Genomic DNA, 20,048 nt, shown 5'->3' on the forward strand with positions numbered 1-20,048 from the left:
GCCTATGCGGACCCGCGGGCACTGCCCGCCCGAGGTGCGGCCTACCCGCGCCCGCCCCGCGGCACCATCACCTCCGTCAGCAGTGCCGTCCCCGGGGCCAGCGCGGTCCACGACGTCCCGTGCCAGGCCAGGACCGCGATCGCCGATGTCGGGAACTTCTCACGGACCCGCTCGAGGCTGTCGTCCAGGCCGTCCCCGGCCAGCGCCAGGACCAGCTCCTCCAGTCCCGGGTTGTGCCCCACCAGCAGCAGCGTCTCCACCTCGGGCGGGACCTCGTGCACGACCGCCAGGAGGTCGGGTACGCCGGCCGCGTACACCCTGTGGTCGTGGCGCACCGGTGGTGGTGTGCCCCACTGGCCGGCGGCCAGCTCCCAGGTCTGCCTGGCGCGCACCGCGGTGGAGCAGACCGCGAGGTCGGGCAGGCAGTCGGACTCGGCGAGGGCACGGCCGGCGGCGGGCGCGTCACGGCGTCCGCGGGCCGCGAGCGGGCGCAGCCGGTCGGGGACGCCCTCGGGCCAGGAGGACTTGGCGTGCCTCAGCACGACCAGGCGGCGCAGCGGTCCCGCGCCGGCCCGGGCGGTCACGCGGCGCCTCCGAGGTCACGGGTGAGATCGAGGGCGAGCAGCCGGTCGGCGTAGGCGCAGGTCTCGAAGCGGGCGCCGTCGGGGATCTCGGGCTGGTCCTCCATCCAGCGCAGGACGCCGAGCACCGCGGGTACGTCGAGGTCGTCCTCCCAGGCGTCCCGCAGCCGTCCGCGCGCCTTCTCCGGCACCGGCCGCGAGGGACTGCGCGCCCAACGGGCCACCGCCTGCCGGAGCCGGCCGAGCCTGCGGCCGGCCGCGTCGAGGGCGCCGGCGCCGAGGTGGACGGCCGTGCCGCGCGGAGCGTCGAGGAGGGCGAGCCGGAGTGCGGCGGGGTCGGCGAGGCCGCCGAGGACACCGGCGTCGGGGCCGCTCGCGGGGGCGACGGCGAGGGTCACTCCGGCGCCGGGCACGGTCATGCCCGCCGCCGCCACGTGGACGACCTGGGCCTCGCCCAGTCCCGACGCGAGGTCGCGGCCGTCCTCGAAGGGGCGGATGCCGAGGGTGGTGGCGGCGGCGTGCAGCTCGGCCTGGTGACGGTCGGCGGTGAGCAGGGGGAGCACCGGGGTGCCGCCGATCTCCAGGGCGCGCATGAGCAGGTCGGTGGTGAGCAGCACCCGCAGCGCCGTCAGGTCGAACCCGGAGGCATGGACCTCGACCCGGGTCAGGGCGCGGCGGGCGGGGGCGGCGGGGACGGTGTCACCGGTCTTGGCGTCGAGGATGCGGAGCACGGCCCGAGCGTAGGCGGGCTGAGGCCCGTACGCAGGCACCTTGCGCCGATTCCGGTCACCGTGGCGGGACATGCGGGACATGAGCCGCCTTATGCCCCCGCCTGATTCCCCGGCCCGGGCCGGCCCGGGCCGGGGAATCAGGGTCCGGGCGGGCACTGTTGGCCACGACAGATGTTCCCCCGAGCCGAGGAGGCCGACGATGTACGGCGACGATGCGACGATCCGCAGGATCCTGACCGAGACGGGCGACACCTGGGCGGTGGTCGGCCTGTCGTCCAACCGGGAACGCGCGGCGTACGGAGTGGCGCAGGTGCTGCAGCGCTTCGGCAAGCGGGTCGTACCGGTCCACCCCAAGGCGGAGACGGTGCACGGGGAGCAGGGTTACGCCTCGCTCGCGGACATCCCCTTCGCCGTGGACGTGGTGGACGTCTTCGTCAACAGCGAGCTGGCCGGCGCGGTCGCGGACGAGGCGGTGGCGAGGGGGGCGAAGGCCGTGTGGTTCCAGCTCGGGGTGGTCGACGAGGCGGCCTACGACCGGGTGCGGGCCGCGGGTGTGGACATGGTGATGGACCACTGCCCGGCCATCGAAATTCCCAGGCTGAGCCGGAACTGAACCCGAGCCGAGCCGGAACCGAGCCGGATTTGAGGAAGATCTGAGCTTGCTGTCTTACCTTCTTCTCACTTTCCAAAACTGAATACGGACATTCCATGACCCTCGCTGACCTGTGCAAAGGCTTTCGCCAAGACAGGAAAGATCGAGGGTCAAGTTTTGGAAAACACTCTTCAGCCGAAGCGGTGCGCACCCATAGCTTGTGGCCCCTTACTCGTTAAATCTGCGTTCAGAAAATGAGAGGCCACTTGACATGGTGAGTGTCGAGAAAGCCGCCACGGAGGACATGACACCCTCGGGCGGCCTGAGGCGGGACGTCGGCTGATCGGCCTGATGTGGGCCTCCGTGGGGTCGATCATCGGCTCCGGCTGGCTGTACGGCGCCCAGAAGGCCGTCGTGCAGGCCGGTCCCGCGGCGACCATCTCGTGGGTGGTCGGCGCGATAGCGATCGTGCTGCTGGCGCTGGTCCACGCCGAACTGGGCGGCATGTTCCCGGTGGCGGGCGGTACGGCCCGGTACCCGCACTACGCCTTCGGCGGACTGGCCGGCATGTCCTTCGGCTGGTTCTCCTGGCTGCAGGCGGCGACCGTGGCCCCGATCGAGGTCGAGGCCATGATCGGTTACGCCGGTCACTGGAAGTGGGCCCAGCACCTGGAGCACGCCGACGGCACCCTGACGGCGAGCGGCCTGCTGGTGGCCGTGATCCTCATGGCCCTGTTCGTCGGCGTCAACTTCTTCGGCGTCCGGGTGCTCGCGCACACCAACAGCGCCGCGACCTGGTGGAAGATCGCCGTACCGCTGGCCGCGATCTTCATCATCGCCGTCGGCAACTTCCACCCGGCCAACTTCCACTCCGAGGGCTTCGCCCCCATGGGTGCCAAGGGCGTGCTCGCCGCGATCAGCACGAGCGGCATCATCTTCGCGCTGCTCGGCTTCGAGCAGGCCATCCAGCTGGCCGGCGAGAGCCGCAACCCGAAGCGGGACCTGCCGCGCGCCACGCTCGGCTCGGTCGCCATCGGCGCCGTCATCTACGTGCTGCTCCAGGTGGTGTTCATCGCCGCGCTGCCGCACAGCACCTTCGCGCACGGCTGGGCGCACCTCCACTACGCGGGCGACAGCGGTCCCTGGGCCGGCCTCGCGACCCTGGTCGGTCTCGGCTGGCTGGCATGGGTCCTCTACCTCGACGCGATCATCTCCCCCGGCGGCACCGGTCTGATCTACACGACGGCCACCTCCCGGGTCTCCTTCGGTCTGGCGAAGAACGGCTACGCGCCGAAGATCTTCAGCAGGACCGACGCCCGCGGCGTGCCGTGGTTCGGTCTGATCATGTCCTTCGTGACCGGCGTGATCTGCTTCCTGCCGTTCCCCAGCTGGCAGGAGCTGGTCAGCTTCATCACCTCGGCGAGCGTGCTGATGTACGCCGGCGCCCCGCTGGCGTACGGCGTCTTCGCCGACCGGCTGCCGCACTTCGAGCGGCCGTACCGGCTGCCCTTCGGGAAGCTGGTCTCCCCGCTGTCCTTCGTCGTCGCCAACCTGATCATCTACTGGTCGGGCTGGGGCACCCTGTGGCGGCTCGGCATCGCGATCGTGCTCGGCTACGTCCTGCTCGGCGGCTACGGCGTCTACGCCCACCGCAAGGACCTGCCGGACGCCCCCCGGCTGGACTTCAAGGCCGCGCAGTGGCTGCCCGTCTACCTGATCGGCATGGGCCTGATCTCCTGGCAGGGCGGTTTCGGCGGCCAGGGCCACATCGCCCTGTGGTGGGACATCGTGGTGATCGCCGCCTTCTCGGTCGCCATCTACTACTGGGCCAAGGCGACGGCTTCCACGGCCCAGGACATCGAGCGGAGCATCGACGAGGTCGTGGTCACCGACGCCCCGGCGCACTGACCCGCCCCGACCCGCGTGTCCCGTCAGCCACGGCGGCCCTGCCGTGGCTGACGGGACACGGTCATAATGCGGGGGTGACTCACCCCTCCCCCCACCTCAACTCCCCTGCCGAGGAACGCCGTACGGTCGTGGTCGTCGGCGCCGGACCTGCCGGGCTGACCGTCGGGAACATCCTCCGGGCCGCCGCCGTCGACTGTGTGGTCCTGGAGACCGAGAGCAGACCGTTCATCGAGACCCGGCCGAGGGCCGGGGTGATCGAGGAATGGGCGGTGCGCGCCCTCCAGCAGCGCGGCCTGGCCGACACCCTGCTGGCCCGGGCGCAGGTGCACAGCGAGTGCGAGTTCCGGTTCGGCGGCGAGCGTTTCCGGTTCGACTACGCACAACTGACGAATCGTCACCACTACGTCTATCCGCAACCGCTGCTGGTGACGGACCTGGTGCGGGAGTACGCGGACGTCCGCGGCGGGGACATCAGGTTCGGGGTGCGGGACGTCACCCTGCACGACCTGGAGACGGACCGGCCCGCGGTGTCGTACGTCGATCCCGAGAGCGGTCAACGGCACGTACTGCGGTGCGAGTTCGTCGCGGGCTGCGACGGAGCCCGCGGGGTGACACGGGCCGCGGTACCCGACGGGCGGATGCGGATCTCCCGACAGGACTACGGCATCGGGTGGCTGGCGCTGCTCGCCGAGGCGCCGCCCTCCTCGGAGTGCGTGCTGTTCGGCGTCCATCCGAACGGTTTCGCCGGGCACATGGCGCGCAGCGCCGAGCTCACCCGTTACTACCTGCAGTGCCCGCCGGGCGACGACCCGGAGAACTGGTCGCACGACCGGGTCTGGGCCGAACTGCGCGAACGGCTCGGCGCGGAGGGGGCACCGCCTCTCACCGAGGGTCGGCTGGTCGAGAAGCGTGTGCTGGACATGCACAACTACGTGGTCGAACCCATGGTGTTCGGCCGCCTCTTCCTGGCCGGCGACGCGGGGCACCTGACCGCGCCGATCGCCGCGAAGGGCATGAACCTCGCGCTGCACGACGCGTTCCTGCTGGGCGACGCTCTCGCCGCGCACGTCACCAAGGACGACGACGCCGGGCTGGACGGCTACTCGCACGCCAGTCTGCGCCGGGTCTGGGACTACCAGGAGTTCTCCGGGTTCCTGTCCGGCATCTACCACGGGACGGCATCCGGCGACCCGTTCCTCGCGGGCACCAGCCTGGCGCGGCTGCGCAGGCTGTTCACGTCTCCCCCGGCGGCGACGGCCTTCGCCGAGCAGTACCTCGGCTCGGCCGCCGCCTTCTGAACACCGGCCGAAGCCCCTGCCGGAGAAGCTCAGCTCCCTTCTCCGGCAGGGGCTTCGGCGGACGTCTCGGTCAGGCGGTGGTCCGCCACCTTCAGCGCCTCGTCGACCAGCCGGCGCAGGTGACCGTGGCGCAGCGAGTACACCACCCGGCGCCCCTCCTTGCGTGTGCCCACCAGACCGGCCAGCCGGAGCCGGGCCAGATGCTGGCTGACGGCCGGCCGCGCGGCGCCGCACACCTCGGTGAGGGTGCTCACGTCGGCCTCCCCCGCCGTCAGGGCGTGCAGCAGCGTCAGCCGGGTGCGGTCGCCGAGCAGGGCAAGGAGTTCGGCGGCGAGCGCGAACTGCTCCTCGCCCGGGCTGCGCGGATGCGCATGGTGCGCAGGTGACAGGTGCATGCGTGCGCTCATACGCACATAATGGCCTCGGGGGCGTCGCGTGTCCACGTCCCGCGGACCGGAGAGGGGAACCGCATGAGCCACCGGCAGCACCACGAGCACGCACCCGCGAACGACGGCCGGCACCACCCCGAGCAGGCGCACGCCCACGACGGGCACCATCACGGGCACGAGCACCCGCCTTCCTCGCCGGGCGGCCTCCGGCACCGGCTCGGCCATCTCCTCACCCCGCACTCCCACGAGACGGCCGACAAGCTCGACTCCGCCCTGGAGTCCTCGGCGCGGGGGATGCGGGCGCTGTGGGTCTCGCTGGCCGTGCTAGGGGTGACGGCGCTCGCGCAGGCGGTCGTCGTGGTGCTGTCCGGCTCCGTCGCGCTGCTCGGCGACACCGTGCACAACGCCGCCGACGCGCTGACCGCCGTACCGCTCGGCATCGCCTTCCTGCTCGGGTGCCGCGCGGCGAACCGCCGTTACACCTACGGCTATGGGCGGGCCGAGGACCTGGCGGGGATCGCCATCGTGCTGACGATCACCGGGTCGGCCGCGTTCGCCGCCTGGACCGCGGCCGAGCGGCTGCTGGATCCGCGGCCGGTCGCGCACCTTCCGGCGGTGGCGGCGGCCGCGCTGGTCGGCTTCGCCGGGAACGAGTGGGTGGCCCGGTACCGGATCAGGGTGGGCCGGGCGATCGGTTCGGCGGCCCTGGTGGCCGACGGTCTGCACGCCCGGACCGACGGGTTCACCTCGCTGGCCGTGCTGCTGGGGGCGGGCGGCGCCGCACTGGGCTGGCAACTCGCCGACCCGCTGGTGGGGTTGGCGATCACCGCGGCGATCGTGCTGGTGCTGCGGGACGCGGCACGCGAGGTGTTCCGGCGGGTGATGGACGCCGTCGACCCGGAACTGGTGGACCGGGCCGAGCGGGCGCTGCGCGAGGTGCCGGGCGTGCGGGCCGTCGGTGAGCTGCGGCTGCGGTGGATCGGGCACCGACTGCGGGCCGAGGTGGCGATGGTGGTCGACGGCGAGGCGACCGTGCGGCAGGCGCACGCGGTCGCGGTGGCGGCGGAACACGCGCTGCTGCACGCCGTACCCCGGCTGACGGCCGCCCTGGTGCACGCGGACCCGGCCCCCGCACCCGGCGAGCGGGACCCGCACCTGGTCCTGGCCCACCACGTCACTCCCTAGCCGCCCAGCCCCTCCAGCACGACCGCCCCCGGCAGTTCGGCGAACGCCCTGCCGGGCACGAGGAGTTTGCCGCGTCGGCGGCCGCTGCCGACCAGGACGTAGGGCAGGGCGACGACAGCCGGGTCCACCAGCAGGGGCCAGTCCTTGGGGAGTCCGATCGGGGTGATGCCGCCGTACTCCATGCCGGTCTCCCCGGTCGCCAGGTCCATAGGGGCGAAGGAGACCTTGCGGGCGCCGAGTTGACGTCGTACGACACCGTTGACGTCGGCCCTGGTGGTGGACAGGACCAGGCAGGCCGCGAGTGTCGTCTCGCCGCCGCGCCTGCCCGCCACCACCACGCAGTTGGCCGACCGCTCCAGCAGGTCGTGCCCGTAGTGCTCGACGAAGACGCCGGTGTCCGCCCACCGCGGGTCGGTCTCGACGTAGACGACCTGCTCGGCGGGGACGGAGCCGCTCCACCGCCGTACGGCGTCGGCGACCGGCGCGACCAGTTCGCCGAGGCAGTCGGGGGCGGGGGTGGCGGTGTCGAAGTCTCCGATGGGTGCGCGCATGTCCGCACGCTAACAGCCCGGCCGGCCGGGCTCAGGGCACGGGCGGGACGGAGACCGTCATGACCATCTCCATCGGCAGGTCCCCGGTGTTGCCGTACACATGGGCCGTGCCGGCCTCGAAGGAGGCGCTGGCACCGGTCGGCACGCGGTACTCGGCCCCGTCCACCGTGAGGGTCAGTTCACCGGCGGTGACATGGACGATCTCCACGGTGCCGGCCGGGTGCGGTTCCGAGGGGCTGCTCTCGCCCGGCATCAGCCGCCAGTCCCACATCTCCAGCGGGCCGGGGGCCTCGGTGCCGGCGAGGAGCCGGTTGTAGCTGCCGGCCTCGGTGTGCCACAGGCGTACGGCCTTGTCGACGGGGACGATCTGGACCTTGGGGCCCTGCTCGTAGTCGAGCAGTGTGGTGATGCTGATGCCGAGCGCGTCGCCGATCTTGACCACCGTGCCGATACTCGGGTTGGTGCGGGCCTGCTCGATCTGGATGAGCATGCCGCGGCTGACCCCGGCCCGGGCCGCGAGCACGTCGAGGGTGAAGCCCCGCACCGCGCGCCAGTGCTTGACGTTGCGGGCCAGGGACTGGGTCAGCAGGTCGAGGTCCGACACGTTCCGTCCATCGTCGAGAGCATTGCGGTCCAATATTCTGAATGACAGAGTTTAACCAAATGAACTACGGTGGGCTGTACCTGATCGTTCACCGAACTGTACTGCGAGGCGGGCCGTGACAGCATTCTTCGCCCTGACCACCAGTCTCCTGTGGGGACTGGCCGACTTCGGCGGCGGGCTGCTCACGCGACGCGCCCCGGCGCTCACCGTCGTCGTCGTCTCGCAGGGCATCGCCGCGGTGGTCCTCGGCGTGGTCGTGGCCGCCACCGGCGGCTGGAGCGAGGCCGGGCCGCGGCTCTGGTTCGCGTTCGCGGCGGGCCTGGTCGGGCCGGTCGCGCTCTTCTCCTTCTACAAGGCCCTCGCCCTGGGCCCGATGGGCGTGGTCTCCCCGCTGGCCACGCTGAGCGTCGCCGTCCCGGTCGGAGTCGGGCTGATACTCGGCGAGCGCCCGGGGCTGCTCCAGTTCGCGGGGATCGCGGTCGCCGTCGGCGGTGTCGTCCTGGCGGGCGGTCCGCAGTTGCGCGGGGCGCCGGTCCAGCGCCGGACGATCCTGCTCACCCTGGTCTCGGCGGGCGGCTTCGGCACGGTGTTCGCGCTGATCACGGAAGCCTCCACCACGGTCACCGGCCTCTTCCTGGCCCTCTTCGTCCAGCGGCTGACCAGCGTGGCGACGGGCGGTGCGGCGCTGTGGCTCTCGGTGCGCAGGGGCACACCCGCGCTGCCGGACGGCGGCTTCGACTGGTCCACGGTGCCGGCGCTGGGATTCGTCGGTCTCGCCGACGTCGCCGCCAACGGCACCTACTCGGTCGCCGCCCAGCACGGGCCGGTCACCGTCGCCGCGGTGCTCGCCTCGCTCTACCCGGTGGTCACCGCGCTGGCGGCCCGCGGTTTCCTCAGTGAGCGGCTGCGGGCCGTCCAGGCGGCGGGGGCGGGGCTGGCGCTGGTGGGGACGCTGCTGCTGGCCACCGGCTGACTCAGTTCTCGCTCTCCAGCGCGGCGAGTCTCGCCACGCCCTCCTCGTCCAGCTCGGCCAGCGCGCGCAGCTGCTCCGTGGTCGTCCCCGCCGGTATCGGGACCGGAGCGGGCGTGCGCAGCGGCGGCTGCCAGCCGGTCTCGGGGGTCCAGCGGCGTACCACCCGGGCGGGCGCGCCGGCCACCACGGCGTGGTCGGGCACCGTGCCCCGGACCACCGCGCCGGCGGCCACCACCACGTTCCGGCCGATCCGCGCGCCCGGCAGGACCACCGCGCCGGTGCCGATCCAGCAGCCCGGGCCGATCTCCACGGACTCCATGCGGGGCCACTGCCTGCCGATGGGCTCGTGCGGGTCGTCGTAGGAGTGGTTGGTGGAGGTGACGTAGACGTACGGGCCGAAGTAGCAGTCGCTGCCGATGGTGACGGTCGTGTCGGCGATGACATGGCTGCCGCGGCCGAGGACCACTCCGTCGCCGATGCGCAGGATCGGGTCGGGGCCGAGGTCGAGGTCGGGCATCAGGCCCGCGGTGAGGGTGACCTGTTCGCCGACGATGCAGTGGGAGCCGAGGTGGATCCAGGGTTCGCCGAAGACCGTGCCCAGCGGGAAGGCGAGGCGGGTGGCCTCGCCGATCGCGCCGAACCGGAAGCGGCCGGGGTGGTCGGCGGTGACGGACCCCGTGCGCTGCACCCAGGCCCAGCCCGCGTGCACCGCGCTCTGCGCGAGGCGACGGCACCAGGACGAGAACGTGTTCTTGGGCTTCGGCACGGGCTCACGCTACGCGGAGGGGGCCGCCGGCAAGAGGGCGGGCCGCTGTGATCTTCGCCCCAGACGGTGGGTTAGGTTGCCGTGGACGTCGATGACGAGGGGAGACCGTGATGACACGGAAGGCGCTGATCGTGGGGATCGGCGGGCGCGAGCCGAAGATCGAGGACGACGTGTTCGTGGCGCCGACCGCCTCGGTGATCGGTGACGTAACACTGCAGGCGGGGGCGAGCGTCTGGTACGGCGCGGTGCTGCGGGGGGACGTCGAGAGGATCACCGTGGGGGCCCAGGCGAATGTGCAGGACAACGCGACGCTGCACGCCGATCCGGGGTTCGCGGTGCGTGTGGGCGAGCGGGTGTCCATCGGGCACAACGCGGTGGTCCACGGGGCGACGGTCGAGGACGACTGCCTCATCGGGATGGGGGCGACGGTGCTGAACGGGGCCGTGATCGGGGCCGGGTCGCTGGTCGCCGCGCAGGCCCTGGTGCCGCAGGGAATGGTGGTGCCGCCGGGGTCGCTGGTGGCGGGGGTGCCGGCGAAGGTGAAACGGAGCCTGTCGGAGGAGGAGCTTCAGGGAGTGACCCTCAACGGGACGCTGTACGCGGAGCTGGCGAAGGCGCATCGCGAGGCGCACGCATAGGTCTCAAGGCGGGTGCGGCGAGGTGGGACCTGATCGCGCCCGCGCGGCCGAGCCGCACGTCGGCACGGCCCCGCGCCCCCGGGATCGACTACTCGCCGGCGCCCACCGGTTCGGCTTCCTTCTCGGTGACCTGGACCTTCTTCGCCCTGCGCCGCACGATCAGCATGGAGGCGAGGCCGAAGAGTACCGCCGCCGCCAGACCCACGTACGAGAACCTCTTCAGCCAGTCCTCGGCGACGATCCCCACGTAGTAGACGACCGCCGTCGTGCCGCCCGCCCAGCAGATGCCGCCGAGCAGGTTCGCCGTCAGGAACTTCCAGTACGGCATGTGCAGGACGCCCGCCAGCGGGCCCGCGAAGATGCGCAGGAGGGCGATGAAGCGGCCGAAGAAGACCGCCCACATGCCCCACTTCTCGAAGGAGCGCTCGGCGGTGGCCACATGGCCCTCGCTGAAGTGTCTCGGGAACTTCCGGCCCAGCCAGGCCAGCAGCGGGCGGCCGCCCTTGCGGCCGATCGCGTAGCCGATGGAGTCGCCGATCACGGCGCCCGCGGTGGCGCAGGCGCCGAGCACGAACGGGTTGACGCCCGAGTGCTGGGAGGAGAGCAGCGCGGCGGAGACCAGCACGATCTCGCCCGGCAGTGGGATGCCCAGGCTCTCCAGCCCGATGACCAGCGCCACCACGGCGTAGACGGCGATCGCCGGCACCGAGTCGAGCCATTCCTGGACGTGCACCGCCGGATCCTTCCCTGTCGCGTGCTGCGTACCCCTGGAAGGCTACCCGGTCGGCCGGACGGAGCCGTGCCCCCGGCACCGGCCCGCCCCCCGGCCTTCGGTTTTCGGACATCCACCTGTCATACGGGGCGGGAAGGCTCCCCAGCGGTCCCGCATGCCTGCGGTCCCGCTCGCCTGCGGCTCCCCACCGCGGCCCGCCGTGGAAGGACAACGTCCCCGTGTCCTCACTGCCGTCCCTGTCGTCGTCCCGCTCCGACGCGCCCGGGTGTGCCCTGCCGGCACCCTCGACGGCGGGCCGCCCGCTCCGGCTCGCCCTGTGTCTGTCGCCGCTGCTCGTCGCGGCCGTCTGGGGGCTGACCAACCAGTCCCTGCTGTACGAGGGCGCCGGCCGGCTCGCCGGCGCCGAACCCGCCTGGCTGCTGGCCGCGGGCGGTGTCACCTGCCTGACCTGGGTGCTGGCCGCCTGTATGCGGCAGGGTGCCGTGCCCGATCCGCTGCCGCCGGGGCTGCTGCTGGCCTCGCAGTTCGCCGCCGGGGCCGCCAACCACGCGCTGCCCGCCGGGCTGGGCGCCCACGCCGTCACCGTCCGTTTCCTGCGCACCCGGGGCGTCCCCCTGAACCGGGCCACCTCCTCGATCGCGCTGTACTCGGTGGCCAAGTCCGCCGCGAAGACGGTCGTGCTGATCGGGTTCCTGGTGTCCTCGTCCGCCTGGCGGCGGCTGGGCGAGCTGCTGCCCGACGGCGCGGTGCTGATCCCGGTCGCGGCCGTCCTCACCCTGGTGGGCGTGGCGACGGCGGTCGTACGACCGCTGCGGCGGCCGATCACCGGGCTGGTGCGCTCCGCACTCGCCGACGCCCGGACGGTCCATGCCCGGCCCGCCCGGGCGCTGGCCCTGTGGGGCGGGGCCACCGCGCTGCCGCTGGTACAGGCGAGCGCGCTGGCCTGCACGGGGCAGGCGCTCGGGCTCGGGCTGCCCTGGGGCACCGTGGTCTTCGCGTTCCTGGCGGGGGGCACGGCGGGGGGTGCCGTACCGGTACCCGGCGGGGTCGCGGTGGACGCGGCGCTGGTGATCACCCTGGCCGCGTTCGGCTCCCCGGTGGCGGTGGCCACCGCCACCGTGATCGGCTACCGGGTGATCACCGACTGGGTGCCGCTGCTCCCGGGTGCCCTGGTGCTGTCGGCGATGATCCGCGCCAAGGCACTGTGAGGACTCAGTCGCGGCGGGCCACGAGCCGGTAGGCGTTGGAGACACGCAGCCGGTGCGAGAGGGGCCGTACGGCGAACCGGTCCGCGAGCGTGCCCGCGATCAGGGCCGGTATCCCGGCGAGGAGCAGGGCGGCACGTGCCGTCTTCCGCAGGGCGCCCGGCGGACGGGGCAGCCAGGGGGCGTCCTCGCGCGGTGCGGTGTGGTCCAGGGCGAGCCAGACGGCGGCCAGCAGGTCGACGGGGTCGTGCGCCTCGGCGTGCTGTTCGGCGACCACGGTGAAGCCCAGCTCGGTGAGGCGGGTGCGGAGGTTGGCGACGGGGATGAAGTGCAGGTGCTGCGGCTGGAGCCAGGGCAGCCACCAGCGGCCGAGCAGCCTGTCGTAGCGGCTCTGCGGGTCGGGGACCTCGATGAGGAGGTGGCCGCCGGGGCGTACCGCCCGGTGGGCGGCGCGGAGTTCGCTGTCGGGGTCGGTGCTGTGCTCCAGGTAGTGGAACATGCTGACCACGTCGTAGCGGGCGGCGAGGTCGGGGGCCAGCTCCGGGAAGGCGCCCCGGTAGGCGCGCTCCACGCGGCCCTCGCGGGCGGCCAGTTCGACGCCGTCGGTGAAGTCGAGGCCGTCGAAGGCGGTGCCGGGCAGCACCTCGCGGGCGGCCTCGCAGAAGTGGCCGTGGCCGGTGCCGACGTCGAGCCAGTTCTTGGGGGTGGCGTCGTGCGGGAGCACGGACTCGGCACGGCCCCGGTACATCTTGGTACGGCCGCCGAAGGTGCCGCTCATCTTCTCTTCGCCGAGGCCGTCGTAGAAGTCGCGGTAGTAGAACTCCAGGCCGGCGTCGTTCAGGCGCGGGTTCTGGAAGGTGTGCCCGCACTCCTGGCAGCGGTCCAGGAGGAAGCTGCCGGGCTTGTGCTGGAGCAGGTCGGTGGTGCGCAGCCGGGTGGTCAGGCGGCCGGAGGCGCACCAGGGGCAGGTGGTACGGCGGGGTTCGAAGAAGCGGTCGACGCCGTCGGCCAGGTCCCGCTGGTAGGCGGAGCGCACCGCCTCGATCTCACTCTGCTTGCTCATCGGGTCTCCTGAGGTGCGAGTCGACTGCCAGGGCTTCCAGGTGGGTCGCGGCGACCGGTGCACCGCCCGCGGCACGGAACGCGGCGCGGATCCGGGCCGCCGCGGTGCGCGGGCCGGGCTCGTACAGGACGGTGTCGAGGGCCTCGCCCAGCCGCTGGGCGGTGACCCGGCCGAACCGGACGCGGACGCCCGCGCCCGCGTCCACGACCTGCCCGGCGATCACCGGCTGGTCGTCCCGGATGGGGGCGACGACCAGGGGGACGCCGTGCCACAGGGCCTCGCACACGGTGTTGTGCCCGGCGTGGCAGACGACCGCGTCGACCCGCTCCAGCAGCGGGAGCTGGGGCAGCGAGGGCAGGATCAGGATGTCCTTGTCGTCGGTCGCGGGCGGCAGGGTGCCTCCGGGGTCGGCCACCAGCGCCTGGACCCGGTGGGCCCGTTCGCGTACGGCGGCCACGCACTCGGCGAGGAAGCGGCCTCCGATGCCCGCGTTGGCCGTGCCGAGCGAGACGAGGACCCGCTCCCGGCCCGGGTCCAGCCACTCCCAGGGGAAGCCGTCGGCCACCGGCCGTTCCGAGATCGACGGTCCCACATGGCGAACCGTCATGTGCTCGTTCTTCCCCGCCAGTTCGGGGGTGGTGAAGGCGAGCGTCAGCTGCGGCGAGAAGCGCGGGTCGGCCGTGCCCGCCGGGTCGCCGATGCGGTCCCGGAGCTCCGCGAGCCTGGCCCGGAGCCATTCGGCGACCTTGGGGATGCCGTCGTAGGCGCCGCCGAACTCGGCGGAGGTGGTCGCGGAGGTCGCCCAGGGCAGGCCGAGCCGCTCGGCCACCAGGGCACCGGCGAAAGCCTGTTGGTCGGCGACCACGACATCGGGACGGAAGTCGTCGACGGCCGCCCGGACACCGGGTGCCATCGCCTCGGCGAGCGGCACCAGGAACCATTCCCACAGGAACTTCAGCGCCTCCGCGCCGCGCAGGCCGGCGGGGCGCTCGCCCGCGGCCGTGCCCGCGCAGGGGTAGACCCGCGCCTGCGGTCCCGCCAGCCGGCGCAACAGCCCTGCCTCCGGGCAGACCCAGGCCACCCGGTGCCCGCGCGAGCCGAGTTCGGCGGCGACGCCGACGGCCGGGTTGATGTGCCCGACCAGGGGCGGTACGACGAAGAGGAACCCGCTCACCGGACGCCGGCCGCACGCGCCCGGCTGACCGAGTGGATCAGCTCCATGATGTGTCCGCCGACCGCGCCGGCCGCCTCGACCAGCACGGAGTGCTCGTGTCCTGGCAGCACCACCGACCGGTAGTCCGCCAGCAGGTTCTCCTTCAGCGGGACCACGTCCACCAGGTCCGAGTCACCGCCGTACACCCCGAGGACCGGGCAGCGGACGGCGCTGATCTGCTCCTCGGTGAGGACCCGGCTGGCGGGGATGTCCCTGCCGAGGCTGGTCTCGCGGGCCAGACGGGCCGCGCCCCTGGCCAGGCGGGCGGTGTTGTGGCTGCGGTTCGCCGTGATCCAGGCGATGGCGTCCGGCTCGTTGTGCGCGAGTTCGGTGACGACCCGGTGCAGGATGCCGCCGAGCTTGTCGGCCCAGGCGGGGGTGGCGGGCTCGGACTCGATGAGGGTGAGGCTGGCGGCGCGTTCGGGATGGCGGGCCGCGTAGCCGAAGGCGATGGTGCCGCCGTAGGAGTTGCCGACGAGGTGGACCGGGCCGGTGATCGACAGCCGGCCGAGCAGGGCCTCCAGGTCGTCGATGTTGTGGTCGAGGGTGTAGCCGCCGGCCGGCCGGCCGCTGCGGCCGTGCCCGCGCAGGTCGTACATGACCACGTCCAGGCCGGAGGCGGCGAAGGCGGGCGCCACGGTGAAGTAGTAGCTGGCCAGGCTGTCGGTGAGCAGCCCGTGCACCAGGACCACGGTGGCGACCGGGTCACGGCCCTCCCTCGGGCCCATGCGCTGCACGTGCAGCCGGATGTCTCCGGTGTCGACGATCGCCATGGTTCAGCCCGCCTCCGTCGCCTTCAGGCTCCACACGACGAACTCGACCAGCCGTCCGACGGTCAGCCCGATGATCTCGTCGAACTCCATCCCGGCGAGGAACTCGGCGAAGTTGACCCGTTTTCCGTACCGCTCCTCCAGGAGCCCGGCGAGGGTGACCAGGTCGATGCTCTCCAGCTCCAGATCGCGGTTGAAGGTGGTGCTCATACGGATCTCGGCGTCGTCGTCGCCGTACTCCTCCAGGAGGGTGCGGAGCATCCGGGTGAGGTCGGCGAGCACCGCCTCCTCGTCGGCGCGGACTTCGGGCTGGATCGGATTCATCGCGGGTCCTCCTCTGGTTCTGCGGCTGCCGGTCCGGTCGTCCAGGCCACGACGTAGTCGCGGTCCGGCAGTGCGGGGGGATTGCGGACCGGCGCGCAGTGCACCGGATAGGCGCGTTCCAGCCGGCCCGAGACCAGCAGCCGGCTGCCGTCCGGGGCCGCCTCCAGGACCGCGAAGTCCCTCGGGCGGCCGTCGAATCCAGTGCCCTCCGCCTTGGCGACGGCCTCCTTGGCGGCCCAGAACCGGGTGAACCACAGCGCCGTGGAGCCGGTTCCGGACAGCTTGTGCAGCAGGCGCAGTTCGTCCGCGCCCAGGGCGGCCGCCAGGGCGGCCGGGTCACGTCCGGTGACCTCTTCGAGGTCGATGCCCGGCCCGGGCCCGGGCCGGTGCGGCCGTACGATCGCCACGGCCGCCTCGGCCCGGTGCGCGAGCGAGACGTCCAGCGGGGGCAGTGTGCGGCCGTGCACGCCAGTCACGTAGGGGCGGCCCGACTCGTCGTTGTGGACGTGGAGTTCGGCGGGGAAGACCGGGCCCTCGCCGTGCCGCCAGAGCCACTGCCGGACCGCGTCCTTGACGGCGATCCGGCCGAGCAGCCACTGTCTGCGGCCGCGTGGCGCGTGCTCGGCGTACCGCGAACGCTCGGCTCCGCCCAGGGAGTTGCGCATGATCAGTTCACGGGAGGCGAGGTCCGGCCAGCGTTCGTGGACGAGCGCCCAGCCGCCCGGCCGGGCCTCGGAGAGGGTGTTGCGGTCGGGGAAGCGCTCGACGGGGCGGGTGTGCGGGTCGTTGTCGAAGCGCCGGTCCTGCCAGCCCCGGATCCGGGCCCACACCCGGTCCTCGACGGTCAGCTCCACGTCCGCCTCGAGGACGGTGTCGGTGAGCGAGGTGACCCGGACCAGGCAGCCGACCTCGGTGCCGGGTGCGGGATGCGGGCCGTGGAAGCGGATCTCCCGCATGCCCACCGGGAAGACGACGGTCCGCTCGGTGCGGGTGGCCATGATCCAGTAGCCGAGGAGCTGGCCGACGTTGTCGAGGAGTGCTCCCGGGGCGGCGGGCGTGGTGATCACTCCGCGGATGTGCCGGTCGCCGATCGCGGTCAGTTCGGTGACGCCCTGGAACGCCGGGCCGTGGAACATCCAGCGCTCGGCGTAGAGCTGGGCGGCGGTGTGGTCGGGGGTGCGTTCGGGGGCGGGGGCCGCGGTGGGGGCGGCGGACGGGGACGCGTGGCCGGCGGCGAGTTCCACGACCGCGCGGGCGGTGGGACCGAAGGCGGCCGCGACCCGGCCGGGGCCCTCGGGGGTGACGGTGACGAGGACGTCGACGGGGGGCGTGGCGGTGAGCCAGCGGTCGAAGCGGGCGCCGTGCACGGCCACCGCGCGCAGTCCGGTGGCCTCCTCCGCCGCGTCCATCAGGTGCCGGACGATGGTGGTGGCCGGGACGACCGGCCAGCGGTCCTCGATGTCGGGCCAGCCCGGGCGTTGCGGGTGGAAACAGTGGTCGAGCAGGTGGGGCATGGTGTCCGGGGAGACCCGGACGGTGGTGGTGCGGGCCTCGGGGCGCGGTGGGGCGGGCGGGGCCGACGGCAGGGGCGGAACCGGTGGAATCCCCGTGACCGGGGGGACCTGTCTCCGGTGTGCGGTGAGGACGGCGACCGCGGTGTCCGCGGTGTCGCGCAGCAGCGCGTCGAGTTCGGCGGCGGCCGGGAAGCGGGCGGCGAGGTCGTCGAGCGGGGACGGGCCGACGGGCGCGGCCGGCCGGCCCAGCTCGGCGCGGAGCCGGTGCAGGACCGGGCCGTCCAGGGAGACCAGGGCGCCGTCCAGGTCGAGCCGGACGGGCGGACGGTGTCGTACCGCGGTGCTCGCGCCGCCCGCGTCGGGGCCGGCCGGTGCCAGGGCCGGTGCCACGTTCGCGCCCGCCGTCCACAACGCCGTCGCCACCCGCCGGAGTTGGGCGAGCCCGGAGCGGTGCGGGGAGTTGGCGGCGACCGCCAGGTGGTCGCGGTCGCCGAGGGTGTCCGCGATGAGGGAGGCGAGCTGCCCGGGGCCGGTCTGGACGAAGGCGCGGTGCCCGGCGGCGTACAGGGCCTCCACCAGCTGCCGGAACCTGACCGGCTCCAGCAGGTGCCGTACGAACAGCTCGCGCACCTCCGCCTCGGCCTGCGGGAAGGGGGCCGCGGTGGTGCCGGACCAGACCGGGACGACCGGCCGGTGCAGCCGGAAGCGCTCGGCGGCCGCCTTGATGGGCGTCAGGTACGGCTCCAGCATCGGCGTGTGGAACCCGGACCGGAACGGCAGCACCTGGCACAGCACGCCGTCGGCGCGGAAGGCGCGGACGAAGTCGGCCACCGCCCGGTCCGGACCGCAGACCATCGACTGGCCGGGCGCGTTGTCGTGGGAGAGGACGATCCCGGCGTCCGCCCAGTCGTCGTCAAGGGCCGCCAGGACCCGCGCGGCGGGCGCCCCGACAGCGGCGAAGGCGAGGCCCGGCACGGTGACCGAGTCGGGGTCGAACCCTGCCATGAAGGCGTCCACCTGGTCGCCGGAGTAGAGACCGGCGGCCACCATCGCCGTCCACTCGCCGACGCTGTGCCCGGCCACCGCGTCCGGGACCACGCCCATCCGGCGCAGCGCGGTGTCCAGGAGACGCCCCACGCCGACGACACCGAACCCGTGACGGCCCACGTCACCGACCCGTACGTCCCGATCGGCGGGGCCGGTGACGGCGGGGAGGCCGAAATGGGTGGCGATGTCGTCGACGCGGGGAGTGAACTCGCCTTCCAGACCGGGGAAGACGAAGGCCAGTCTGCCGGTGTCCAGGAGCGGTGCGGGGCGGAACCACACGTCGTTGCGGCCCTGCCAGGCTCGGTCCCTGCCGACTGCGCGGCGGGCGAGGGCGAGCCGTTTGGCGGTGGGGCCGACGATGCCCAGCCGGGCCGGACCGGCCTGCGGGTGGGCGCGGTCGGGGGCCAGGCCCGCGCGGAGGACGGCGGAGTCGTCGGCGGCGAGGGCGGCGGCGAGCCGGCCGGGGGTGGGAGCGGCCAGGAGCAGGATCCGCTCGGGCTCGGTGACCGCCATGACGGGCGCGACGGCGGCGGCGCGCCTGCCGGGTGCCTCCTCCAGCACCACATGGGCGTTGATCCCGCCGAACCCGAAGGCGTTCACCCCGGCCCGGCGCACCGGCCGGCCGGAGTCGGTCTCCCAGGGCTCGGCCCGGTCCAGGGTGCGGAAGCGGGTCCGTGCCAGGTCCGGGTGCGGGTCGTCGCAGTGCAGGGTGGGCAGCAGGGTGGCGTGGTGCAGGGCGAGGGCCGCCTTGACCAGGCCGGCGACTCCGGCGGCCGGCATGGTGTGGCCGATCATCGACTTCACGGAGCCCAGCACGGCCCGCTCGGTTCGCTCGCCGCCCGGACCGAACACCTCCGCGAGGGTGGTGAGTTCGGCTCCGTCGCCGGCCGGGGTCGCGGTCCCGTGCGCCTCCAGGAGCCCGACGGAGTGCAAAGCCGTGGGATCCAGACCGGCGGTCCGCCAGGCCTGCCGGACGGCGTGCGCCTGGCCGCCGGGATCGGGGTTGACGAGTGAGGCGGTACGGCCGTCGCTGGCCACGCCCGTGCCCCGGATGACGGCGTAGACACGGTCACCGTCGCGTTCGGCGTCGGCCAGGCGTTTGAGGACGACGACCCCCGTGCCCTCACCGATGAGGATGCCGTCGGCCTCGCGGTGGAAGGGGCGGATGCGCTGGCTCGGGGAGAGCGCGCGCAGCTGGGAGAAGACGCTCCACAGGGTGATGTCGTGGCAGTGGTGCACGCCGCCGGCGAGCATCAGGTCGCAGCGCCCGGCGGTGAGTTCGCTGACCGCCTGGTCGACGGCGACCAGCGAGGACGCGCAGGCCGCGTCCACGGTGTAGGCGGGGCCGCGCAGGTCGAGGCGGTTGGCGATCCGGGAGGCCGCGAGGTTGGGGACCAGGCCGATCGCGGACTCCGGGCTGGCGGGCCCGAGCCGGTCGGTGAACGCCTCCCGCACCCGGGCCAGTTGGCCGGGGGTGAGGTCGGGCACCAACTCTCCCAGGGTACGCACGAGCTGCCCGGCGGTCCGGACCCGCTGGTCGAGCCGGACCAGACCGGGTGTGAGATAGCCGCCGCGGCCCAGCACCACACCGATCCGGTGCCGGTCGGGCAGCCGGTCCGCGCCGCCGGCGTCGGCGATCGCGGCGGCGGCCACGTCGAGGGCGATCAGCTGGTCGGGCTCGGTGCCGTCGACGGAGTTCGGCATGATGCCGTGCCGGGTGACCTCCACCTCGGCCAGGCCGTCCACGAAGCCGCCGCGCCGGCAGTACACCTGGTCGGGGACGGCGGGCCCGGACGCCGAGCCGGGCCGGTAGTAGTCCGCGTCCCAGCGTCCTTCTGGCACCTCGCCGATCGCGTCCACGCCGTCGCGGAGGTTTCTCCAGTACGCGTCGAGGCCCGCGGCGCCGGGCAGCAGCACCGCCATGCCCACGATCGCGACCGGTGTCGGGCGGTCGTCGGTCATG

General features: G+C 73.4%; 18 protein-coding genes and 1 pseudogene. 7 read left to right on the plus strand and 12 right to left on the minus strand.

The genetic code is table 11. The annotated features are described in order from the left end of the window. Window positions 1–41: 41 nt before the first annotated feature. Complete coding sequence (locus ACFXI4_RS32740; RefSeq protein WP_384997706.1) at window positions 42–584, minus strand: SixA phosphatase family protein; 543 nt, start codon at window positions 582–584, stop codon at window positions 42–44. Then, complete coding sequence (locus ACFXI4_RS32745) at window positions 581–1,312, minus strand: hypothetical protein (protein WP_384997707.1); 732 nt, start codon at window positions 1,310–1,312, stop codon at window positions 581–583. Before ACFXI4_RS32745 ends, ACFXI4_RS32740 begins: the two co-directional genes overlap by 4 nt. Window positions 1,313–1,511: 199 nt before the next feature. On the opposite strand from ACFXI4_RS32745, the gene ACFXI4_RS32750 reads away from it, so the two are divergent. From ACFXI4_RS32750 to ACFXI4_RS32760, 3 genes and pseudogenes are all read left to right on the plus strand, one after another. After that, window positions 1,512–1,925: a CoA-binding protein gene (locus ACFXI4_RS32750; RefSeq protein ID WP_362727658.1), complete on the plus strand. Its 414-nt coding sequence runs from the start codon at window positions 1,512–1,514 to the stop codon at window positions 1,923–1,925. Window positions 1,926–2,175: 250 nt separating this feature from the next. Then, a pseudogene (locus tag ACFXI4_RS32755) lies at window positions 2,176–3,812 on the plus strand (APC family permease). A 74-nt stretch (window positions 3,813–3,886) separates the two neighbouring features. Next, window positions 3,887–5,110, plus strand: coding sequence for a 4-hydroxybenzoate 3-monooxygenase (locus ACFXI4_RS32760; RefSeq protein WP_384997710.1), 1,224 nt, complete (start codon window positions 3,887–3,889; stop codon window positions 5,108–5,110). Window positions 5,111–5,139: 29 nt separating this feature from the next. On the opposite strand, the gene ACFXI4_RS32765 is transcribed toward ACFXI4_RS32760, so the two are convergent. Continuing rightward, entirely contained in the window at window positions 5,140–5,517 is a 378-nt protein-coding gene (locus ACFXI4_RS32765) for an ArsR/SmtB family transcription factor (protein ID WP_384997712.1), read from the minus strand. A 63-nt stretch (window positions 5,518–5,580) separates the two neighbouring features. On the opposite strand from ACFXI4_RS32765, the gene ACFXI4_RS32770 reads away from it, so the two are divergent. Further along, the gene (locus tag ACFXI4_RS32770) at window positions 5,581–6,684 is read left to right on the plus strand and encodes a cation diffusion facilitator family transporter (protein ID WP_384997714.1); all 1,104 of its coding nucleotides are present in this window, start codon (window positions 5,581–5,583) and stop codon (window positions 6,682–6,684) included. Here the strand turns inward: ACFXI4_RS32770 and ACFXI4_RS32775 are convergent. Both ACFXI4_RS32775 and ACFXI4_RS32780 read right to left on the minus strand, forming a co-directional pair. Then, window positions 6,681–7,235: a YbaK/EbsC family protein gene (locus ACFXI4_RS32775; protein WP_384997716.1), complete on the minus strand. Its 555-nt coding sequence runs from the start codon at window positions 7,233–7,235 to the stop codon at window positions 6,681–6,683. The two genes, ACFXI4_RS32770 and ACFXI4_RS32775, sit on opposite strands and share 4 nt — an antisense overlap. A 31-nt stretch (window positions 7,236–7,266) precedes the next feature. Continuing rightward, window positions 7,267–7,839, minus strand: a complete 573-nt coding sequence (locus tag ACFXI4_RS32780) for a helix-turn-helix domain-containing protein (RefSeq protein ID WP_384997718.1) — start codon at window positions 7,837–7,839, stop codon at window positions 7,267–7,269. 115 nt (window positions 7,840–7,954) lie between these two features. Here ACFXI4_RS32780 and ACFXI4_RS32785 point away from each other — a divergent pair, with 115 nt between their 5' ends. Beyond that, on the plus strand, window positions 7,955–8,812 hold the full coding sequence (locus tag ACFXI4_RS32785) for an EamA family transporter (protein WP_384997719.1): 858 nt from the start codon (window positions 7,955–7,957) through the stop codon (window positions 8,810–8,812). A 1-nt stretch (window position 8,813) separates the two neighbouring features. On the opposite strand, the gene ACFXI4_RS32790 is transcribed toward ACFXI4_RS32785, so the two are convergent. Next, window positions 8,814–9,578 (minus strand): acyltransferase, encoded by a 765-nt coding sequence (locus ACFXI4_RS32790; protein ID WP_362727896.1) that lies wholly within the window; start codon window positions 9,576–9,578, stop codon window positions 8,814–8,816. A gap of 110 nt (window positions 9,579–9,688) precedes the next feature. On the opposite strand from ACFXI4_RS32790, the gene ACFXI4_RS32795 reads away from it, so the two are divergent. Beyond that, complete coding sequence (locus tag ACFXI4_RS32795; RefSeq protein WP_384997721.1) at window positions 9,689–10,216, plus strand: gamma carbonic anhydrase family protein; 528 nt, start codon at window positions 9,689–9,691, stop codon at window positions 10,214–10,216. 88 nt (window positions 10,217–10,304) lie between these two features. Here ACFXI4_RS32795 and ACFXI4_RS32800 read toward each other — a convergent pair whose 3' ends face one another. Beyond that, a complete protein-coding gene (locus tag ACFXI4_RS32800) occupies window positions 10,305–10,949 on the minus strand; it encodes a DedA family protein (RefSeq protein ID WP_362727900.1) in 645 nt (214 codons plus the stop codon). Window positions 10,950–11,167: 218 nt separating this feature from the next. On the opposite strand from ACFXI4_RS32800, the gene ACFXI4_RS32805 reads away from it, so the two are divergent. After that, window positions 11,168–12,157, plus strand: coding sequence for a YbhN family protein (locus ACFXI4_RS32805; RefSeq protein WP_384997723.1), 990 nt, complete (start codon window positions 11,168–11,170; stop codon window positions 12,155–12,157). Window positions 12,158–12,161: 4 nt separating this feature from the next. On the opposite strand, the gene ACFXI4_RS32810 is transcribed toward ACFXI4_RS32805, so the two are convergent. Genes ACFXI4_RS32810 through ACFXI4_RS32830 form a run of 5 tightly spaced genes read right to left on the minus strand, consistent with a single transcriptional unit; the run spans window position 12,162 to window position 20,047 of the window. After that, window positions 12,162–13,217, minus strand: a complete 1,056-nt coding sequence (locus ACFXI4_RS32810; RefSeq protein ID WP_384997725.1) for a class I SAM-dependent methyltransferase — start codon at window positions 13,215–13,217, stop codon at window positions 12,162–12,164. Further along, window positions 13,201–14,391: a glycosyltransferase gene (locus ACFXI4_RS32815; RefSeq protein WP_384997727.1), complete on the minus strand. Its 1,191-nt coding sequence runs from the start codon at window positions 14,389–14,391 to the stop codon at window positions 13,201–13,203. The genes ACFXI4_RS32810 and ACFXI4_RS32815 overlap by 17 nt, the downstream gene beginning before the upstream one ends. Then, complete coding sequence (locus ACFXI4_RS32820) at window positions 14,388–15,203, minus strand: alpha/beta fold hydrolase (protein ID WP_384997729.1); 816 nt, start codon at window positions 15,201–15,203, stop codon at window positions 14,388–14,390. The genes ACFXI4_RS32815 and ACFXI4_RS32820 overlap by 4 nt, the downstream gene beginning before the upstream one ends. A 3-nt stretch (window positions 15,204–15,206) precedes the next feature. Beyond that, entirely contained in the window at window positions 15,207–15,524 is a 318-nt protein-coding gene (locus ACFXI4_RS32825; protein ID WP_362725107.1) for an acyl carrier protein, read from the minus strand. After that, window positions 15,521–20,047 carry a beta-ketoacyl synthase N-terminal-like domain-containing protein gene (locus tag ACFXI4_RS32830; protein WP_384997731.1) on the minus strand — a complete coding sequence of 1,509 codons (4,527 nt, stop codon included), beginning with the start codon at window positions 20,045–20,047 and terminating at the stop codon, window positions 15,521–15,523. Before ACFXI4_RS32830 ends, ACFXI4_RS32825 begins: the two co-directional genes overlap by 4 nt. Between the last annotated feature and the right edge of the window lies 1 nt (window position 20,048).

The organism is Streptomyces sp. NPDC059224 (assembly GCF_042754285.1).
Lineage (GTDB): Bacteria > Actinomycetota > Actinomycetes > Streptomycetales > Streptomycetaceae > Streptomyces.